We start from the raw sequence: 17,023 nt of genomic DNA, 5'->3' as shown, positions 1-17,023 counted from the left end.
CGTCCTGATCCTCGGCGCCTCCTTCGCCGGCCTCGCCGCCGCCACCGCCCTCGGCCGCAGTCTCCGCGACGTCCTCGTCGCCGCCGTCGGACCACGGCTCCGGCGCCTGCGCACCCGCCGCGACCGCACGCTCGCGTCCCTCGCGGCCGAGACCGGCATCTCGGCGAGCACCCTCTCGCGCCTCGAGAGCGGAGGCCGTCGCGCGACGCTGGAGCTGCTCCTCCCGATCGCCCGCGCCCTCGGGGCGCCGCTCGACGAGCTCGTCGGCGCCGCGCCGGAGGATCCCCGCGTGCACGGCCGGCCGGTGCGCCGGAACGGCATGCTCATCCAGCCGCTCAGCCGCGACGCGGGCGCGCTCCAGGCGTTCAAGCACACGCTCCCGGCCGGGCCGGTGACGGAGCCGGCGGAGCAGCGCGCGCACGAGGGCTTCGAGTGGCTCTACGTGCTGAGCGGGCGGCTCCGCCTGCGGCTCGGCGAGCACGATCTGGTGCTGCCGGCCGGCGAGGCCGCCGAGTTCGACACCCGGGTGCCGCACTGGTTCGGCCGCGCCGACGAGCAGCAGGTCGAGTTCCTCAGCCTCTTCGGCCGCCAGGGCGAGCGGATGCACGTGCGCGCGTCCACGCGCCGCTGAGCGCGGTCACGCCTCGCCGAGCACCTCGCGCGCGAAGCCCCCGGTGCGCGCCCGCAGAGTCGCGATCCGCTGCGCTCGCGCCGCCTCGAGGTCGAACCCGATGTAGGCCACCGACGGGCGCCGCCGCACGTTCACCGAGCACTCGAAGCGGGAGCAGACGAGCGTGCCGAGCGAGTCCCCCGCCCGCCCGGCCGCTCCGGCCTTCCGCGCCCCGAAGAAGACGACGTCGTTCGGGAGCTGCACGTCGCGGCACCACGAGCACTGCGCCCGCGAGCGCGGCAGGGCGTCGGCCTGGGTGAGCAGGACCCCGACGAGGCGCTCCTCCAGCGGCACGACGACGTAGGCGCGGCGGCCCATCCTCCGGTCGCGCCAGCCGAGATGGTCGATGACCGACCAGTCGAGCGCGTCGAAGTCCTTCGGCAGCGCGAGATCGGCGACCTCCTTGCGGGAGGCGTTGACGAAGGACTCGCGGATCTCGGTCTCGGTCAGTGGCTGCATGGCGCTTCCGAGCCTAGGCCGGGATCAGCCCAGGTGGGCGACGGCCTCCTTCGGAGCCTGAGCGAGGAACTCCTCCTTCTTCACCCGGATCATCGCGACGGCGACGACGAAGGCGACGACCAGCCCGATCGCGGCCGCGACGAAGACCGCGGAGTAGCCGTCGACGAAGGCGACCGGCGACTGCTGCTCACCCGCGACTCCCGCGTAGAGGGTCGTGAAGATCGACAGCCCGATCGAGCCGCCGATCTGCATGGCGGCGTTCGCGGTCGCTCCGGCGGCACCGGCGTCGTGGGCCGCGACTCCGGTGAGCGCGAGATTCTGCAGCGGCACGAAGACCATCGCCATGCCGACGCCCAGGAGGATCAGCGCGGGCAGCACCTCGAGGAGGTAGCCGCCGTCGGGGGTGATGCGGCTCAGGTAGAGGAGCCCGGCCGCCGCGATCAGCGGGCCGACGATCATCAGCACGCGCGGGCCGGTGCGCGGCAGCAGCTTGGCGGCGACTCCCGCGACGATCATGATCGTCACCGTCATCGGCAGATTGGCCAGGCCCGCCTCGAGCGGCGGCAGGCCCAGGACCAGCTGCAGGTGCAGGGTCAGGTAGAGGGTGGAGCCGATCATCACGCTGCCGACGATCGCCTGGACCAGGAATGCTCCGCCGCGGACGCGGTCGGCGACGATGCGCAGCGGCAGCGACGGGTGGTCGGAGCGGGCCTGGATCCGCACGAAGAGGGCCAGCAGCAGCACGCCGACGAGGAGGAAGCCGAGGGTGTCGACGCGGAGCCAGCCCTGCTCGGCGAGGGTGAAGCCGTAGACGACGCTCGCGAGCCCGAGCGCGACGGTGATCGTCCCGGCGACGTCGAAGCGGTTGCGCCCCTCCGCGCGGCTCTCGGTGACGAGCAGCTGGCCGGCGATCGCGCCGACCACGACGACGGGGACGTTGACGAGGAGGCACCAGCGCCAGTCGGCGAACTCGGTGAGCAGCCCGCCCAGCACGAGGCCGACGGCGGCGCCCGCTCCGGCGACCGCTCCGAAGACGGCGAAGGCCGTGCCCCGCTCGCGGCCGGAGGGGAAGGAGACGGTGAGGAGGGCCAGAGCGGCCGGGGCGAGCAGCGCGGCGAAGGCGCCCTGCAGCCCGCGGGCGGCGATCAGCTCGGTGCCCGAGGTGGCGAGGCCGCCCCAGGCGGAGGCGGCGCCGAAGCCGATCATGCCGATCAGGTAGGTGCGCTTGCGGCCGGTGTAGTCGGCGATGCGGCCGCCCAGGAGCAGGAGCGCGCCGAACGCGAGGGCGTAGGCGGTGACGACCCACTGGCGCTCGACGTCGGTGAGGCCGAGATCGGCCTGCGCGGCGGGGAGGGCGATCGTGACGATGGTGCCGTCGAGCACGACGACGAGCTGCGTGAGCGCGAGGATCACGAGCACCCACCAGCGGCGGGCGGAGGAGGGAGCGGACGGGACGGGCATGGCGGCCTTTCACACGGAGCGGAGCGGGACCGGCGGGTCCGGATCCGAGCCGCGTCGTCGGGGCCGAACCACCCCAACCAGTTGGTTGGGCGAAGAAGAGTGTATCGTTCGAGCGCCCGGAGGTGAACCATGGAGCCGACATCCGATGCGGCGCTGCCCGCGCGCGAGCGGATCCTCCGCGCGGCCTCCGTCGAGTTCGCCGCCCACGGCTTCGCGGGCGCCCGAGTCGACCGTGTGGCCGCGGCGGCGGGTCTGAACAAGGAGCGGCTCTACGCCTACTACGGCGGCAAGCGCGGCCTGTTCGTCGCGACCGTCGTCGAGGCGCTCGGCGCTCTCGACGAGACGCTCCTCGCCGAGGCGGCGGACCTCCCCGACCTCGCGGGCCGCATGTTCGACCATGTGTGGGAGCACCCGGAGTTCCTGCGCCTGCTCACGTGGGCGCGCCTGGAGGGAGCCGGCGTCTGGGAGGAGGCCGGCGAGCAGCTCGGCGGGGTCCCCGCCCCCGAGGCCCGGGTCCTCGAGTGGCAGCGCACCGGCGTCGTCGACGCGAGCTGGTCCGCCGACGACCTCTTCATCGCCCTCCTCGGCCTCTGCGAGATCTGGCACCTCACCCCCTTCGCCTCCCGGGGCGGGGAGGAGACGCGCGACCGCCGCCGCGCCTTCGTCGTGCACGTCGCGCAGCTGGTGGGCGCACCGCGCTGAGGCCGACCCCTCCCCCGGCAACGGAAGCGACGTCGGCATCTCCGATCCGGACGCGGTGGACGGGGCGGCTCATCCCTCCGAGCCGGAACCCGACGGATCGGACTGGAGTGGGAGGTCCCACGGATCCGGCTTCGGGACGACCCCTTCATCACCCGGAAGGACCGCGCCCGCCGCGCGCTGAGCCTCGTCCTCGAGGAGGAGTGATTCGAAATCGCCGGGCGCGCACGGCATCTCCGCCCCGATCATGTACATCTCCTCGACAGCGCCGGTGACGAAGCTCGCCCGCAGCACCGGTCCGCCCTGCCCGTAGACCGTCGGGCGCGGAGTCGAATCGGTCACTCTCACCGTCATCCCCAGCGACTCCCAGTAGTCCGCGACCTTCCGCGCATCCCCCTCGACATCGGTGCCCGCCGGGGCCCACCAGGCGTAGCTGTAGCTCGCACCGCTCACCCGGTCGCCGGGGCCGCACACATCGGGCCTGGCCGCGCCGCTCCGCGGCCACCACCCCTCCACATCGAGCCGCCCCGCGGAGTCCCGCACGAACTCCACCACCCGATCCCGACCCTCCCGAGGACTCATCGTGCTCACCGGTCTCGCCTCCTTCTCCGTTGCACAAGCGGTCATCGACATCACGAGCAGAGCGGCGACGGTCAGCGCGACGCCCGTCCGCTGAGGAGAGCCTCTACCCGCCATGGGAGGCTCCCACGACCGCCTTCTGGAAGGCGGTCGGTCCGAGCGGCCGGTTCACGGTCAGCAGGTCGAGTCGCCGGGAGACGGCCCACGCCGCGTTCTGCAGGGACTCGGTGTTCGTGTCGAGATACCCCGCGAGATCGCCGTCGTCGCTCTTCAGCGCAGCGTGATCCGTCACGATCCTCCCGGCGTCGCCTCCGGTCTCCACACCGAAGACGCGCGCGCCGAAGTCCTCGTCTGCGGGATCCGTGTGGTGGTTCCAGCTGAATGCGCGGCCCATCCACGCGGCCTCGTCGCCGCTCTCGGTCTCGCCGAGGTACTTGTCCCGCGCCTGCCCCGCGAAAACGGATTCCGCGTGCAGGTCGCTCGCCTCGTCGACGCTGTCCGGGAGGCCGGCCGAGCCCAGCGTCACGACGACCCCGAGCTCGACGTCCGAGCGCGAGGCGGCGACGGCCATGACGGTGCTGCCGTAGGAGTGGGCGACGACGTTCGGCTTCGGCAGGTCGTCGCCCCGGACCGCGGAGAGCCCCTGGACAGCCGAGGCGAGTGCGGCGCCGCCGGCGACCGCCTGGTTCGAGGTGAGGACGTCCATGCCGTTCCCGCCGAGCCGCGCCATCGGCGGGGTCTCGTAGCCGATCCAGGAGACGACGGCGCTGCCGGGCGGGAGGAGCGACTGCAGATTCTGCGACGCCTTCGTCCATCGGGTCATGCTCTCCGTCGTCTGTCCCATCCCGGGGACGGCGTAGGTGACGTTCGTGGCGGTGTCGGGATCGCCGATCGAGACGGCGGCGAGCGGAGGCTCGTCGGCGGTCAAGGAGATGAGGAAGCGCGGGTCCTGACCGAGACCGCGCCGGAGCGATGCCCGCACGTCCCTCAGCGCCACCAGCTGCGACTCCACCGCCGCGAGTCGCTCCCCGTCGCCCGCCTTCCCGCGCAGGCCCGCCGCCTCGCTCCTCAGCGCCACGATCCGCGCCCTCAGCGCCCTCTCGTTCGCCCTCACCCGGGCGCGGTAGGGAACACCCTCCAGATTCCCGATCACCCCGGGCAGACCGGCGACCAGCGCCTCCTGCTGCGGCGAGAAGCGCGCGCCGTCCGTGGAGTCGAGGCTCCGCCACCAGTCGTTCACGAGGGTCGGAGCCAGTCGCCCGAGGCGCGCCGCGAGGTCGGGCGACGCCGCCAGGAGTGTCGCGAGATCGTCGGACGAGAGCGCCGCGAGGGAGTCGAGCAGGCTCCGGCCGCCCCGGGGCCGCGCCAGGGTGCCGACGGCGTCGAGGACCGGAACGGAGAGCGCCGCTCCCCCCGCGGCGGTGAAGGCCAGGGAGATCTGCTCGACCCAGGTCGCGTCGGCCGCACCGATCGACAGCAGCTCGCGGAAGCCCCGGAGCACCGAGAAGGACTCGACCGGCGCCCACGAGCAGCGGTTGCCGAAGGCTCCCCAGGCGGCCATCAGATCCTGGAGCCGGGAGCGCATCGCCTCGTCCGCCTGCCGGGTCTGCGAGACGAAGACGTCGAGGCGCTCGGGGTCGGCGGAGGTCGTGCCTCCCGCGGCGGGGCCGCCCCGGGACGTGCGGGGCACCGACCGGGGGGAGAACAGCGCACGGATCGGCGGAGGCACGACCGGCCGATCGGACGGCGGCCGGTCGACGACCTCCTCGACTCCCGCCGCGAGGGCCGCGACCGGATCGAGGCGGCACTGCTGCTCGCGCTCGTCCGCCCGCCGCTCCCAGGCCGCGTACTCCTCCCGGCGCCGACGCTCCTCCTCGGCCTTCCGTGCCACGAGCCGCACCGTGACGGCGAGCTCGTGCAGCTCGGCGCTCAGCCGACCGCGGTTCTCCCTGTCGCAGAGGCGGACCCGGCGGAACAGCTCGGCGTACGCGCCGCGGAACTCGCCCAGCGCGTACTCGGCAGCGACGGACCTCAGCAGCCCCTGGGAGGCGAGCGCCTCCGCCGCCTCGTCCGAGGCGCGGACCAGCTCCGCCGCTGCTGCGTGGTCGAAAGAGAACAGGGTCATCGCCTCCTGAGTGAGAACATCTCAGGAAATGTAGAACGGCCACGACGCCGTCGGCACCGGGTGGCGCGAGACGGCACGCGGTCAGCGCGCCCGCGCCGCGTCCGGCGGCCCGCACGCAGAAGTGGCGCGGACCCCGTCGGTCCGCGCCACTCGTCCAGATCACGCGGGTCACTCCGCCGCGGTCAGCCGCTCCAGGTATCCCGCGAACGCACGCAGGTCCTCCTCGGGCCAGGCGCTCAGCGCCTCCTGCATCCGCTGCCGCTGACGGCCGCCGAGGTCGCGCATCCGCTCGCATCCGGCCGCGCTGAGCGAGAGGAACCGCGCTCGGCCGTCGGCGGGATCGGAGGTCATCTCGACCAGGCCCAGCTCGGCGAGCTGGCGGGCCTGGCGGCTGATCGCGCTGCGGTCGACCCCGAGCCGCTCCGCCGCGGCGCCGGAGTGGACCGGACCGCAGCGCTCGAGGATCCGCAGCAGCCGCAGTCCGAAGGGCGGCAGCGCCGGGTCGATCGACGCCGCCGCGTCCCGGACGGCGAGGCGCACCTGGACGGCGAGCACGGTGATCTGCTCCTCGACCTCGTGCAGCGCCTCGGCCGAGGGCGCGGCGGCGGGCATCAGGAGCGCTCGATCACGTCGACGGAGCCGGTGGGAGCGGCGTGGCGTGCGTGCCCGACCGGCTCCTCCTGCCGCTCGTCGTCGGCGTGGCGGCCGTGTCCGGCGGGAGTGGCCTCGCGACCCTCCCGGGCGTGCGTCGCGTCGTCCGTCCGCCGGGCCTGGCCGACGGGGCGGAGCGCTGCCTGGCCGTCCGAGGCGGCGATGAGGGCGTCCTCCGCGGCCTGCAGCGGAGTGGTCGGCTCCGCCTTGAGCTGCACCGCGTTCTTCGAGCCGAGGCTCACGTTGGGCAGGAGGACGACGGCGATCAGCGTGACCACGGCGAGCGGGATGCTGTAGAGGAACACGTCGCCCACGCCGATCCCGTAGGCGCTCTCGACCACGACGCGCACGGCGTCGGGCAGGGTCGCCGGCTGCGGGATCGTGCCGCTGCCCAGCGCCTGCGCGGCGAGAGCCTGGTCGGCGGGAGCGAGACCCGCGATGCCGGTCTTGATGCGGTCGGCGATCACGGTGCCGAGCATCGAGCCCAGGACCGAGACTCCGACGGTGCCGCCGAGGCTGCGGAAGAACGTGACCGCGCTGGTCGCGACGCCGAGGTTCTTCACCTCGATCGAGTTCTGCACCACCAGGACGAGGTTCTGCATCAGCATGCCCAGGCCGGCGCCGAGGACGGCCATGTAGATCCCGACGAGGACCAGGTCCGTGTCGTAGCGGAGGGTGCTGAGGAGGGAGGTTCCGATCACGGCGAGCACGCCGCCGCTGATCATGATCGCCTTCCACTTGCCGGTGCGGGAGATGATCCCGCCGAAGATCGTCGACGCGATCAGCAGGCCGGCCATCATCGGGATGGTGAGCAGGCCCGACTGGGTCGGCGTGGCTCCGCGGGCCAGCTGCATGTACTGCGCGAGGAAGACGGCGACGCCGAACATCGAGACGCCGACCGAGACGCTCGCCACGACGGCGAGGCTGAAGGTGCGGTTCTTGAACATCCCCATCGGGATGATCGGCTCGGCCACGGTGAGCTCGGTGATCACGGCGGCGATCAGCAGCACGACGGCACCGCCGACCATGACCGCGGTCTCCCACGAGGCCCAGTCGAAGTTCTTGCCGGCGAGGGAGACCCAGATCAGCAGGAGCGAGACTCCGCCCGCGATGAGCACGGCGCCGAGGTAGTCGATCCGCACCTTGCGCTTCGGGTGCGCGGGGAGGCGGAGGGTCATCTGGAGGAGGACGATCGCGACGATCGCGACGGGCATCGCGATGAAGAAGTTCCAGCGCCAGCCGAACGCGTCGGTCACGACGCCGCCCAGGAGCGGGCCGCCGACGGTGCCGATCGCCATCACGCCGCCGAAGAGGCCGGCGTACTTGCCGCGCTCACGGGGGCTGATGATGTCGGCCATGATGATCTGGCTCAGCGCGGCGAGTCCGCCGGCGCCCAGGCCCTGGAACACGCGGAAGACGATCAGCATGTTCGTGTCCTGCGAGAAGCCGGCCAGGGCGGAGCCGATGACGAACAGCCCGAGGGCGAGCTGGATCAGCAGCTTGCGGTTGAACAGGTCGGCGAACTTGCCCCAGAGCGGGGTGGAGACCGTGGTCGCGAGCAGGGTCGCGGTGACGACCCAGGTGTAGGCGTTCTGGTCGCCCTTGAGGTCGGAGATGATCCGGGGCAGCGAGGTCGACACGACCGTGCCCGCGAGGATCGAGACGAACATGCCCAGCAGCAGGCCGCTGAGCGATTCGAGCACCTGGCGGTGCGACATGGCGCCGTCCGGCCCGGCGGGGGCGTGCGGCGCGGTGGTTCCGCGCGATGCGGCGCGGTGTTCGGGGTGTGACATGGGCTCCTCTTCAGCACGGCGGCGGTTCTAGTTGACCGCGATCAACTATTGACCGAGAGCAACTATATAGCCGGGCGTCACGAATCTCCAGTGGCACTCTGCTGCCGTCCAGGCGCCGCTCCGGCCGCGCCTATCCTCGGAGCATGGACAACATCGATCGGAAGATCCTCGATCTGCTGCGCCAGAACTCCCGCGCGGGCTACGGCGACATCGGCGGCGTGGTCGGGCTCTCCGCCTCCGCGGTGAAGCGCCGCGTCGACCGCCTCGTGGCCGACGGCGTGATCCGCGGCTTCACGATCAAGGTCGACCCCGCGGTCGACGGCATGGCCACCGAGGCCTACGTCGAGCTCTTCTGCCGCGGCACCGTCGCTCCGGACGAGCTCCGCCGCATCCTCTCCGCGGTCCCCGAGGTCGTCGACGCGGGCACGGTCACCGGCTCCGCCGACGCGATCGTCCACATCCGCTCGCGCGACATCCCTAGCCTCGAGCTCGCCCTCGAGAAGGTCCGCATCGCGCCCAACGTCGACCACACGCGCTCCGCGATCGTCCTCTCCCGCCTCATCCAGCGCAGCGAGGCCTGACGGATCGCGCCACCTCCTCGACGCGCGTCGCGACCGCCTGGTACTCCATACCTGTATGGTGAATCCAGGAGGGCGAGCATGAGCGACAGGGAACAGGCCGGTACGGCGGCACGACGGAGACGGCGCATCTGGCTGATGCTGCCGGCACTGTTCGTCGGCGTCCTGGCCGGGCACCTCGTCGCGACCGCGGTGGGCGCCGAGGATCCGTGGGACGTCGTGGTCACCGCCGCCGTCGCGGCAGCGGTGGCGTCCGTCGTCCTCGCCCTCGTCGACCGGCGGCGCTGAGCCCTCCCTCCTGGATCGGAATCCGAGGGAGGGAACGACGATGGAACGACAGAGGACGAGCACGGCACTGGTCGCGGCGGCGGCCGCTCTGCTGGCGGTGCCGCTGTTCACAGCGCAGGCCGCGCACGCCGAGCCGGCGAGGCAGGAGACGAGCAGCCGGGTGCACCTCGAGGCACGGGGCGGATCGGCGTCGACGGTGACCTTCGACGTCACCGACGACACGCGGATCGTCGAGCTGGCGGGCGGCGGGGTCGGCTTCACGGACGGCGCCGAGACGTCCGACGCACTCCCGGAGAGGATCGACGTCGGACGCGGCCGCACCGTGTCGGGCCACTGGTCGATCGACGACTCCGACACGCTCACCTTCCACTTCGCCCCGGACTCGGCGTCCCGCTCGGCGGCGGGCGGCCTGCACCTGAACAGCGACTGGAGCTCGCCCGAGTGGGGCCACTGCGTCGCCGGGAGCGGCGTCAGCGGTGCCGCGACCGGCGGGGTGATCGGCGCGATCTCCGGTCCCGGCGCGATCGCCTCCGCGACCGGCGGGCTGCTCGCGGGGATCATCGGCGGAGCGATCACCTGCTGAGCGCCGCCTCCTGAACGACCCGGATCAGGCGGGCGCGTCCGCTGCGGTGTGGACGCGCTCGCCGCCGATCCAGGTGCCCAGCACCCGGGTGTCCCCGATCGTGCGGGGGTCGCCGGCGAAGGGGTCCCGGTCCAGCAGGGCGAAGTCCGCCGCGAGTCCCACGGCGATCGAGCCCGACTCGCCGTCCAGGCCGTTCACCCACGCCGAGCCGGCCGTGGAGGCGGAGAGGGCGGTGGCGAGGTCGAGGCGCTGCTCCGGGAGGAACACCTCCTCGCTCCACCCCGGCTCGCGCTCGGACGGCGCCGAGAGCCGGTTCACCGCGACGTGGATCGCGGCGAGCGGGTCGGGCGTCGACACCGGCCAGTCGCTCCCCGCGGCGAGCACCGCGCCCGAGCGGAGCAGGTCGCCGAAGGGGTACTGCCACGAACCGCGCCGCTCACCGAGGAACGGCAGCGTCAGCTCCACCATCTGCGGCTCCAGCGAGGCCCACAGCATCTGCAGGTTGGCCGCGACGTCGAGCGCACGGAAGCGCGGCAGGTCGTCCGGATGCACGACCTGCAGGTGGGCGAGGTGGTGGCGGTTGCCGCGGCGCCCGTTCGCCTGGATCGCCCGCTCGACCGCGTCCAGGCACTCGCGCACGGCGCGATCGCCGATCGCGTGGAAGTGCACCTGGAACCCGGCCGCGTCCAGGAGCGGCACGGCCTCGTTCAGGAGGCGCGGGTCGACCATCGAGAGGCCGTCGCCGTGACCGTGGCCGCCGTGCCCGTCGAGGTAGGGCTCGAGCATCGCCGCCGTGAAGTTCTCGGCGACCCCGTCCTGCATGATCTTGACGGTCGTCGGCGCGAAGCCGTCGGCGGCGAGCGCCGCGCGCCGCTCGACGAGCTCCGGGATCTGCTCGACGCCGCGGCCCCGGTCCCACCACAGCGCACCGCGGACGCGCCCGGTCAGCTCGCCGCTCAGCGCCGCGCGGCTGTATACCGGACCGGGGTCGCCGACATCGCCGTAGGAGCCGATGATCGCGTCCTGCCACGCCGTCACTCCGAACGAGTGCAGGGTCTCCTGACCGAGGAGCAGCGCCCGGTGGAGCTCGTCCGCGCTCGCGGGCGGGAGGTGGCGGCGGACCGCGTCCATCGCCCCCTCGTGCAGGGTGCCGGAGGGGGTCCCGTCGGCCAGGCGCTCGATGCGGCCGTCGGCGGGGTCCGGCGTGGTGCGGTCGATCCCCGCGAGGCGCAGTGCGGCGGAGTTGACCCAGGCGCCGTGCCCGTCGGCGTTGGTGAGGAAGGCGGGCCGGTCAGGGACGACCGTGTCGAGCTCGCGGGCGGTCGGGGTGCCTCCGGGGAAGTCGGGCAGGTTCCAGCCGCCGCCGAGGATCCACTCCGCTCCGCTCTCCCGAGCCGCGTACCCGGCGACCGTCGCCAGGTGCTCGGCGGGCGACCCTCCCGCTCCGAGCCAGCAGCGCAGCAGCGCGGCGCCGCCCCAGACCGGGTGCACGTGGGCGTCCTGGAAGCCGGGGACGAGCATCCGGCCCTCGAGGTCGATCACCTCGGTGCGCGGCCCGATCAGGTCGGAGGCGTCGGCGCCGACCGCGACGATCCGCCCTCCGACGACAGCGACGCCGTGCGCTCGGGAGCGCACGGCGTCGGCGGTGAAGACGGCGCCGCCGGTCAGGACGAGATCGGCGGCGCTCACGGGTTCAGAAGCCCGCGGGAGCGAAGGCCTGCGTCATCAGGGAGAACAGCGACACCGTCCAGCCGATCGCGATGAGGAACGACACGACCACGACGCCGAGGAAGACCCAGAGCGGGAGGAGGCCGCCTCCGGTCACGCGCTTCACGACCACGCTGCGGCCGATCACGTAGACGTAGGGAGCGGCGAGGAAGGCCCACGCCCAGTGGAACGGACGCTGCAGGCCGGCTCGCTTCAGCTGGCGCCAGTCGAGGAAGGCGAAGACGACCTCCGCCGCGTAGATCAGGAAGCCGACGACCTGGAGCACGCCGAGGCCGACGAGGTAGGCGGTCGACATCCCCATCGAGGAGCTCGGCCCGTAGGTCGAGGCCATCGACGAGTCGACGATCGCGCTCGGCGGGAGGAGGAAGATCGACAGCGCCGAGAGCAGCGGCAGGAGGACCACCACCCAGATCCACGGGGTGGACGTGACGATGCTCGTGTCGCGCTGCTGCACGGGTGCTCCGGGAGCCGCGGCGTAGGCCGGGTACTGCGGCTGCTGCTGGCCGTAGGGCTGCTGCGGCTGCTGGCCGTACTGCTGGGGAGCCTGCTGGCCGGAGGGCTGCTGCGGCTGCTGCGGCTGCTGCTGGCCGGCGCCCTGCTGGCCGTAGCCCTGCCCGTAGCCCTGCCCGTAGCCCTGCCCGTAGCCCTGCTGCGGGTCGGCGGACGGCGGCTGCTGCGGATACCGACCCGAGGCCGACTGTCCGTAGCTCGTCGCCGCTCCGCTCGACGTCTCCCCGTAGGCGGGACGCTCGGCGGGCGGCGCGGGCGGAGTCGGTGCGGTCGGCGGAACGGGAGTCGCGGCGGCCTGCGCCGACCCGCTCCCGGCCGGGGCGGTGGGAGTGGCCGCCGGCGCGTCGCGGAGCGACTCCGTCCAGCCGGTCCCGTCCCACCAGCGCTGACGGGACGAGCCCGCCGGGTCCGGGTACCACCCGGCGCGGGGTCCGGAGGCCTCGCCGCCCGTGCTCGCGCCCTGGTCCGTGCCGGTTCCGTTGTCGTCCGTCATGGCGTCCTCCACTCCCCTCCGGGCGTCTGCCCGCGATCTCGGACCACCGTAGCGCCGCGACACGATGCGTGGCCTGAGGGCGGGCTGATCGCGCGCTGTCCGAGCGCTGTCCGCACCGGCAGGCGCCGGAGGCCGCCGACCGCCAGGATGGACGCATGCCCCACCTCCTCCGAGCCCGCGCCGCCCTCTTCGACATGGACGGGACGCTCGTCGACTCGACGGCCGTCGTGGAGACCATCTGGGGTGCCTTCGCCGAGCGCTTCGCTCTCGACCACGACGCGGTGCTCGGCGCCGTTCACGGTGTCCGCGCCGCCGACAGCGTCCGCCGCTTCGCTCCGGCCGGCAGCGACGTCGACGCGATCGTCGCGGAGCTCGACGCGTACGAGCTCGAGCACACCGAGGGCACCGTCGAGATCCCCGGCGCGACGGCGTTCCTCGCCTCACTCCCCCGCGAGCGCGTCGCCCTGGTCACGTCCGCGAGCCCGGCGCTGGCGGCCGCACGTCTGGCTGCGGCGGGCGTCCCCTCCCCCGACACCGTCGTCACCGCGCACGACGTCGCGAACGGCAAGCCTGCTCCCGACGGCTACCTCGCCGCCGCAGCCCTGCTCGGCGTCTCCCCCGAGGACGCGCTGGTGTTCGAGGACGCCGAGGCCGGCATCCGGGCGGGTCTGGACGCCGGCATGCGCGTGATCGTCGTCGGGAGCCATGAGAGCGCGAGCACCCGGGGGCTGCCCCGGATCGCGCACTACTCCGACGCACGCGCCGTGCTCGAGGGCGACGAGCTCGTCGTCACCCTCGGCGGGCCTCAGTAGCGGATCGCGTCGATCACCTTCACCCGCACGGCGACGATCGCCGGCACCAGGCCCGCGAGCGCGCCGACGAGGGTCGCCGCCCCGAGCCCGAGCAGCGCCGCCTCGGCCGGGAAAGGCGGGATGTCGGCGATCCCGTTGTCCTGCACGAAGGCCACCGTCCACGGGTTGGTGACGAGGATGACCGCGACCGTCACGCCGACCACTCCCGCGACGACGGTCGCCACGACGCTCTCCATCATGATCGAGAAGAAGATGCGGCCGGAGGAGGCGCCGAAGCTGCGTCGGATGCCGATCTCGCGGATCCGCTGCCGGACGGTGACCAGGGCGATGTTGAGCAGTCCGAGCGCGCCGAGCGCCAGCACCAGGCCCGCCACGCCGCCGATCACCCAGGTCAGCACGCCGAAGGGGTCGGAGTCGTAGACCAGGTAGTCCTGCCGGTCGACCGACACCTCGAAGTCGGATCCCAGGGCGCCGGCCACGTCGCGCTCCACCGCCGCGGCGAGGGGCTCGGCCAGGTCGAGCGGCACCCACATCTCGTAGTTCGGCACGCCCTGCCCGCCGTACTGCGGGTCGGCGTCGCGGGCGACCGCCGGGTAGGCGTCCGCGAGCATCATCATCGACGGATCCGTCTCGAACTGCGAGGAGGGAGTCACGCCGACCACCACGCCCGTGACGTCGCGCTCGGAGCCGAGCAGGGTGACCACCGGGTGGGTGCGCAGATCCGGGCTCCCGATCCGCTCCCAGAAGCGCTCGTTGACGACGAGTGCGGGAGCGAGGCGCTGGGAGTCGCGGGCGGTGAACCAGGAGCCGTCCACGATCTTCAGCCGGTGCATCTCGGCGAAGGGCTGGTCGACCGCCTGCACCGCGACGTCGACGGCGCCGTCGGCGAACTGGACGCGGGCGCTGCCGTAGGTCGAGCGGCTCGCGTAGGTGATGGAGTACCGCTCGAGCGCACCGGTCCACGCGGCCTGGAGTGCGTCGGCATCCACCTCGGCGGTGCCGGTGCCGGAGGGGTAGGCGGAGAGGAAGAGGCTCGCCGGGCGCCCGCTGGAGCGCTCGGCCTGCTCGATGCTGGCCTGGCGGGCGATGCCGCCGGCGGCGACGACCGCAGTCAGGGCGGCGACGGCCACCGCGACTCCGATCAGCGAGAGCAGCACGCGGCCGCGGTGGATCCGCAGCTCGGTCCACGCCTCGACGATCGCGCCGGCGATCCCGACGAGCACGCGCATCAGAGGACCACCGCCTCGGCGACGGGGCCCGCATCCGCGGTCGAGCCCAGTCGGCCGTGGTCGAGCCGGTAGTGGCGCTCGGCCCGCGCCGCGATGGCCGGGTCGTGGGTGATGGTGACCAGCGCGGAGCCGGACTCGCGGGCGATCTCGTCGAGCAGGCCCATCACGCTCTCGCCGGTGTCGGTGTCGAGGGCGCCCGTCGGCTCGTCGGCGAGGATCAGCCGCGGTCGGCGCACCAGGGCGCGGGCGATCGCGATCCGCTGCTGCTCGCCGCCGGACATGCGCCCGGGCATCGAGTCCACGCGGTGCCCGAGGCCGACCCGCTCCAGCATCTCGGCCGCGAGGTCGCGGCGGCGCCAGAACTCCGATCCGGTCGCGTAGAGCAGCGGCGTCATCACGTTCTCGCGGGCGGTCCGCCCCTCCAGCAGGTTGAACTGCTGGAAGATGAAGCCGATGCTGCCGCCGCGGATGCGCGCGCGGGCCCGCGAGGACAGGGTCTCGGTGGGAGCACCCTCGAGCAGCATCCGACCCTCGGTCGGCTCGTCGATCAGTCCGAGGATGTTGAGCAGCGTCGACTTGCCGGAACCGCTGCGCCCCACGACCGAGACGTGGTCGCCCTCGCCCACCTCGAGATCGACGCCGTCGAGGATCGTCAGCGGCGGTGCGTCGGGCAGCGGGACGACCTTGCGGATCCCCTCGAGCCGGAGGATCGTCACGAGCAGAAGACCGAGCCGTCGGGCTGCGCGATGCAGTCGCCGCCCAGCTGGACGTCGGGAGCAGCCTCCTCCGCGCCCGGCACGAACTGCAGGAGCTCGGCGCCCTCCTCCACTCCGCCGGTGATCTCGACGGAGCTGCCGTCGGTGAGTCCCAGCGTCACCGGGACCTCCTCGGTGCTGCCGTCGTCCGCCCGGCGGAACACGACGCCGGACTGGGCGGTGCCCTCGACCGCGGTGGTCGGCACGACGAGGACGTCCTCCGCCTTGCCTCCCGCGAGCGTCACCGAGGCGGCGAGCCCGGGGAACACGGTGACCTCCGTCGGCACCTGACAGGTGAAGCTCGTGCCGGAGCCGCCGGTGGAGGTTCCACCGCCGCCGCCGTCCGTCGCTCCGCCGGTCGTGCCGCCCTCGCCGGCCCCGGCGAGAGGGGTGCTGATGGTGAGGTCGGTGCAGGTGAAGCCCGCGGGCCCGCCGGTGATCGCGACCTGCGCCTCCGTCGGCCGGTTCTGGATGCGGTAGAGCTGCTGCGCGTCGATCGTGCCGGTGACGGCGTAGCTCGGCGGCGCGACCTGTCCGGTCACCTCGCCGACCGTGACGGCCTGGTCGTGGATGACGCCGAGGGCGCTGAGGGTGCCGCCGGTCGCGGCGTAGACCCGCTCGAAGCGCACGGAGGGCTCCTGCTGGGTGAGGGTGACGGCGCCGTCCGGGCCGGTCGTCTCGACCGGGTCGCGCGGAGTCTCGACGCGGATGTCGTAGATGAGATCGCCCGACGCGACGGCCGCGCCCTGCTGCACGTAGACGTCGTCGACCGTTCCGGCCGCCGTCGCCTTGAGCGGCACGGCGGGGTCGGCGGCGACGGTGCCCTGGAGGGTGAGGTCGTTGGTGACCGTGCCGCGGGCGACCGTGACGGTCGGCTCGGTGATCTCACCGGTCGGCTGCGTCGGATCGGCCTCGGCCGCGCCGTCCGGGAAGAACGCGATCTTCACCAGGGCGATGCTCGCCGCTCCGATGATGACCATCCACACGATCGGGAACACCCAACGCCGAACCGCACCCATCAAGTCCCCCGACTCCGCTTCCAGGGCGCTCCGCCGTGGGGCGCCGGAGGCAGCCTATCCGGCGGGGAGGTCGCGTCACGGACCGTGGCGCGCCCGTCAGCCGGCGAGCGCCGCGACGATCGAGGCGACGCGGCGCGCCCTCGTCTCGGCGGCCTTCGCGCCCTCGACCGACGTGACGTGGGCCTTCCGCGCGCTGGGCGAGAGCGCGGCGAAGCGCTCCGCAGCGCCCGCCGAGGCCAGCGCGGACGCCAGGTCCTCCGGCACGACGACCTCGCGCGGCGCGGTGTCGAGCTCGATCACGACGTCGATCGCGTCACCGCCGGCGAGCTGCGTCTCGCGGCGCTTGTCGGCCGAGAACGGGATGAGCGCGCGTCCTCCCATCGCTCCGACCGTGCTGGTGAAGCGGTAGCCGTTCACCGTCACCGCGACGGCGGGACGCTTGCCGCCGCCGAGTGCCTCGAGGACCTCGGGCGGCACCTCGATGCCGGTGTTGTTGCCGATCTGGAAGAGCGTCGTGGTGAACTGCACGAGGCGATGATGGCACGGACTCCCGCGTGTCGCGCGGCCGATCGCCGGACTGACGCGGAGGGC

The 17,023-nt window shown here is 73.2% G+C and carries 18 protein-coding genes; 6 read left to right on the top strand and 12 right to left on the bottom strand.

The genetic code is table 11. The features are described from left to right. Positions 1-7: 7 nt before the first annotated feature. Positions 8-631, top strand: coding sequence for a helix-turn-helix domain-containing protein (locus C5C10_RS06555; protein ID WP_104251267.1), 624 nt, complete (start codon positions 8-10; stop codon positions 629-631). A gap of 6 nt (positions 632-637) precedes the next feature. On the opposite strand, the gene C5C10_RS06550 is transcribed toward C5C10_RS06555, so the two are convergent. Both C5C10_RS06550 and C5C10_RS06545 read right to left on the bottom strand, forming a co-directional pair. Further along, on the bottom strand, positions 638-1,129 hold the full coding sequence (locus C5C10_RS06550) for an FBP domain-containing protein (RefSeq protein ID WP_104328840.1): 492 nt from the start codon (positions 1,127-1,129) through the stop codon (positions 638-640). Between the two features lie 24 nt (positions 1,130-1,153). Next, positions 1,154-2,590, bottom strand: a complete 1,437-nt coding sequence (locus C5C10_RS06545) for an MFS transporter (protein WP_104328839.1) — start codon at positions 2,588-2,590, stop codon at positions 1,154-1,156. A gap of 129 nt (positions 2,591-2,719) precedes the next feature. Here C5C10_RS06545 and C5C10_RS06540 point away from each other — a divergent pair, with 129 nt between their 5' ends. Further along, entirely contained in the window at positions 2,720-3,292 is a 573-nt protein-coding gene (locus tag C5C10_RS06540; RefSeq protein WP_104222850.1) for a TetR family transcriptional regulator, read from the top strand. A 69-nt stretch (positions 3,293-3,361) separates the two neighbouring features. Here C5C10_RS06540 and C5C10_RS06535 read toward each other — a convergent pair whose 3' ends face one another. The 4 genes from C5C10_RS06535 to C5C10_RS06520 form a co-directional block, all read right to left on the bottom strand. Further along, on the bottom strand, positions 3,362-3,985 hold the full coding sequence (locus tag C5C10_RS06535; protein WP_104295269.1) for a hypothetical protein: 624 nt from the start codon (positions 3,983-3,985) through the stop codon (positions 3,362-3,364). Beyond that, positions 3,975-5,993, bottom strand: coding sequence for an alpha/beta hydrolase (locus tag C5C10_RS06530; RefSeq protein WP_104328838.1), 2,019 nt, complete (start codon positions 5,991-5,993; stop codon positions 3,975-3,977). Before C5C10_RS06530 ends, C5C10_RS06535 begins: the two co-directional genes overlap by 11 nt. 168 nt (positions 5,994-6,161) lie before the next feature. Next, complete coding sequence (locus tag C5C10_RS06525; protein WP_104222853.1) at positions 6,162-6,605, bottom strand: MarR family winged helix-turn-helix transcriptional regulator; 444 nt, start codon at positions 6,603-6,605, stop codon at positions 6,162-6,164. Then, on the bottom strand, positions 6,605-8,362 hold the full coding sequence (locus tag C5C10_RS06520; RefSeq protein ID WP_104328837.1) for an MDR family MFS transporter: 1,758 nt from the start codon (positions 8,360-8,362) through the stop codon (positions 6,605-6,607). Before C5C10_RS06520 ends, C5C10_RS06525 begins: the two co-directional genes overlap by 1 nt. A gap of 218 nt (positions 8,363-8,580) precedes the next feature. On the opposite strand from C5C10_RS06520, the gene C5C10_RS06515 reads away from it, so the two are divergent. The 3 genes from C5C10_RS06515 (at position 8,581) to C5C10_RS06510 (ending at position 9,886) form a co-directional block, all read left to right on the top strand. Then, on the top strand, positions 8,581-9,018 hold the full coding sequence (locus C5C10_RS06515; RefSeq protein ID WP_104222855.1) for an Lrp/AsnC family transcriptional regulator: 438 nt from the start codon (positions 8,581-8,583) through the stop codon (positions 9,016-9,018). A gap of 78 nt (positions 9,019-9,096) precedes the next feature. Continuing rightward, positions 9,097-9,303: a hypothetical protein gene (locus C5C10_RS17545; protein WP_146076614.1), complete on the top strand. Its 207-nt coding sequence runs from the start codon at positions 9,097-9,099 to the stop codon at positions 9,301-9,303. Positions 9,304-9,343: 40 nt separating this feature from the next. After that, positions 9,344-9,886: a hypothetical protein gene (locus C5C10_RS06510; RefSeq protein WP_104233106.1), complete on the top strand. Its 543-nt coding sequence runs from the start codon at positions 9,344-9,346 to the stop codon at positions 9,884-9,886. Positions 9,887-9,910: 24 nt separating this feature from the next. On the opposite strand, the gene C5C10_RS06505 is transcribed toward C5C10_RS06510, so the two are convergent. Together C5C10_RS06505 and C5C10_RS18185 are read right to left on the bottom strand one after the other, a co-directional pair. Continuing rightward, on the bottom strand, positions 9,911-11,575 hold the full coding sequence (locus C5C10_RS06505) for an amidohydrolase (protein WP_104328836.1): 1,665 nt from the start codon (positions 11,573-11,575) through the stop codon (positions 9,911-9,913). 4 nt (positions 11,576-11,579) lie between these two features. Beyond that, the gene (locus tag C5C10_RS18185) at positions 11,580-12,617 is read right to left on the bottom strand and encodes a DUF2510 domain-containing protein (RefSeq protein WP_258060455.1); all 1,038 of its coding nucleotides are present in this window, start codon (positions 12,615-12,617) and stop codon (positions 11,580-11,582) included. A 155-nt stretch (positions 12,618-12,772) separates the two neighbouring features. Here C5C10_RS18185 and C5C10_RS06495 point away from each other — a divergent pair, with 155 nt between their 5' ends. Beyond that, positions 12,773-13,429 (top strand): HAD-IA family hydrolase, encoded by a 657-nt coding sequence (locus C5C10_RS06495; RefSeq protein ID WP_104237636.1) that lies wholly within the window; start codon positions 12,773-12,775, stop codon positions 13,427-13,429. Here the strand turns inward: C5C10_RS06495 and C5C10_RS06490 are convergent. From C5C10_RS06490 to C5C10_RS06475, 4 genes are all read right to left on the bottom strand, one after another. Beyond that, positions 13,423-14,658 carry an ABC transporter permease gene (locus C5C10_RS06490; protein WP_104328835.1) on the bottom strand — a complete coding sequence of 412 codons (1,236 nt, stop codon included), beginning with the start codon at positions 14,656-14,658 and terminating at the stop codon, positions 13,423-13,425. The two genes, C5C10_RS06495 and C5C10_RS06490, sit on opposite strands and share 7 nt — an antisense overlap. Then, complete coding sequence (locus C5C10_RS06485; protein WP_104283158.1) at positions 14,658-15,374, bottom strand: ABC transporter ATP-binding protein; 717 nt, start codon at positions 15,372-15,374, stop codon at positions 14,658-14,660. Before C5C10_RS06485 ends, C5C10_RS06490 begins: the two co-directional genes overlap by 1 nt. Beyond that, a complete protein-coding gene (locus C5C10_RS06480; RefSeq protein WP_104246912.1) occupies positions 15,371-16,393 on the bottom strand; it encodes an efflux RND transporter periplasmic adaptor subunit in 1,023 nt (340 codons plus the stop codon). The genes C5C10_RS06485 and C5C10_RS06480 overlap by 4 nt, the downstream gene beginning before the upstream one ends. Before the next feature lie 135 nt (positions 16,394-16,528). Beyond that, a complete protein-coding gene (locus C5C10_RS06475; protein ID WP_104328834.1) occupies positions 16,529-16,960 on the bottom strand; it encodes a YdeI/OmpD-associated family protein in 432 nt (143 codons plus the stop codon). Positions 16,961-17,023 lie beyond the last annotated feature (63 nt).

The organism is Rathayibacter sp. AY1A3 (assembly GCF_002930975.1).
Classification (GTDB): Bacteria; Actinomycetota; Actinomycetes; order Actinomycetales; family Microbacteriaceae; genus Rathayibacter.
The sequence above is the reverse complement of the archived record's forward strand: the minus strand, read 5'-3'. Positions and strand labels throughout refer to the sequence as shown.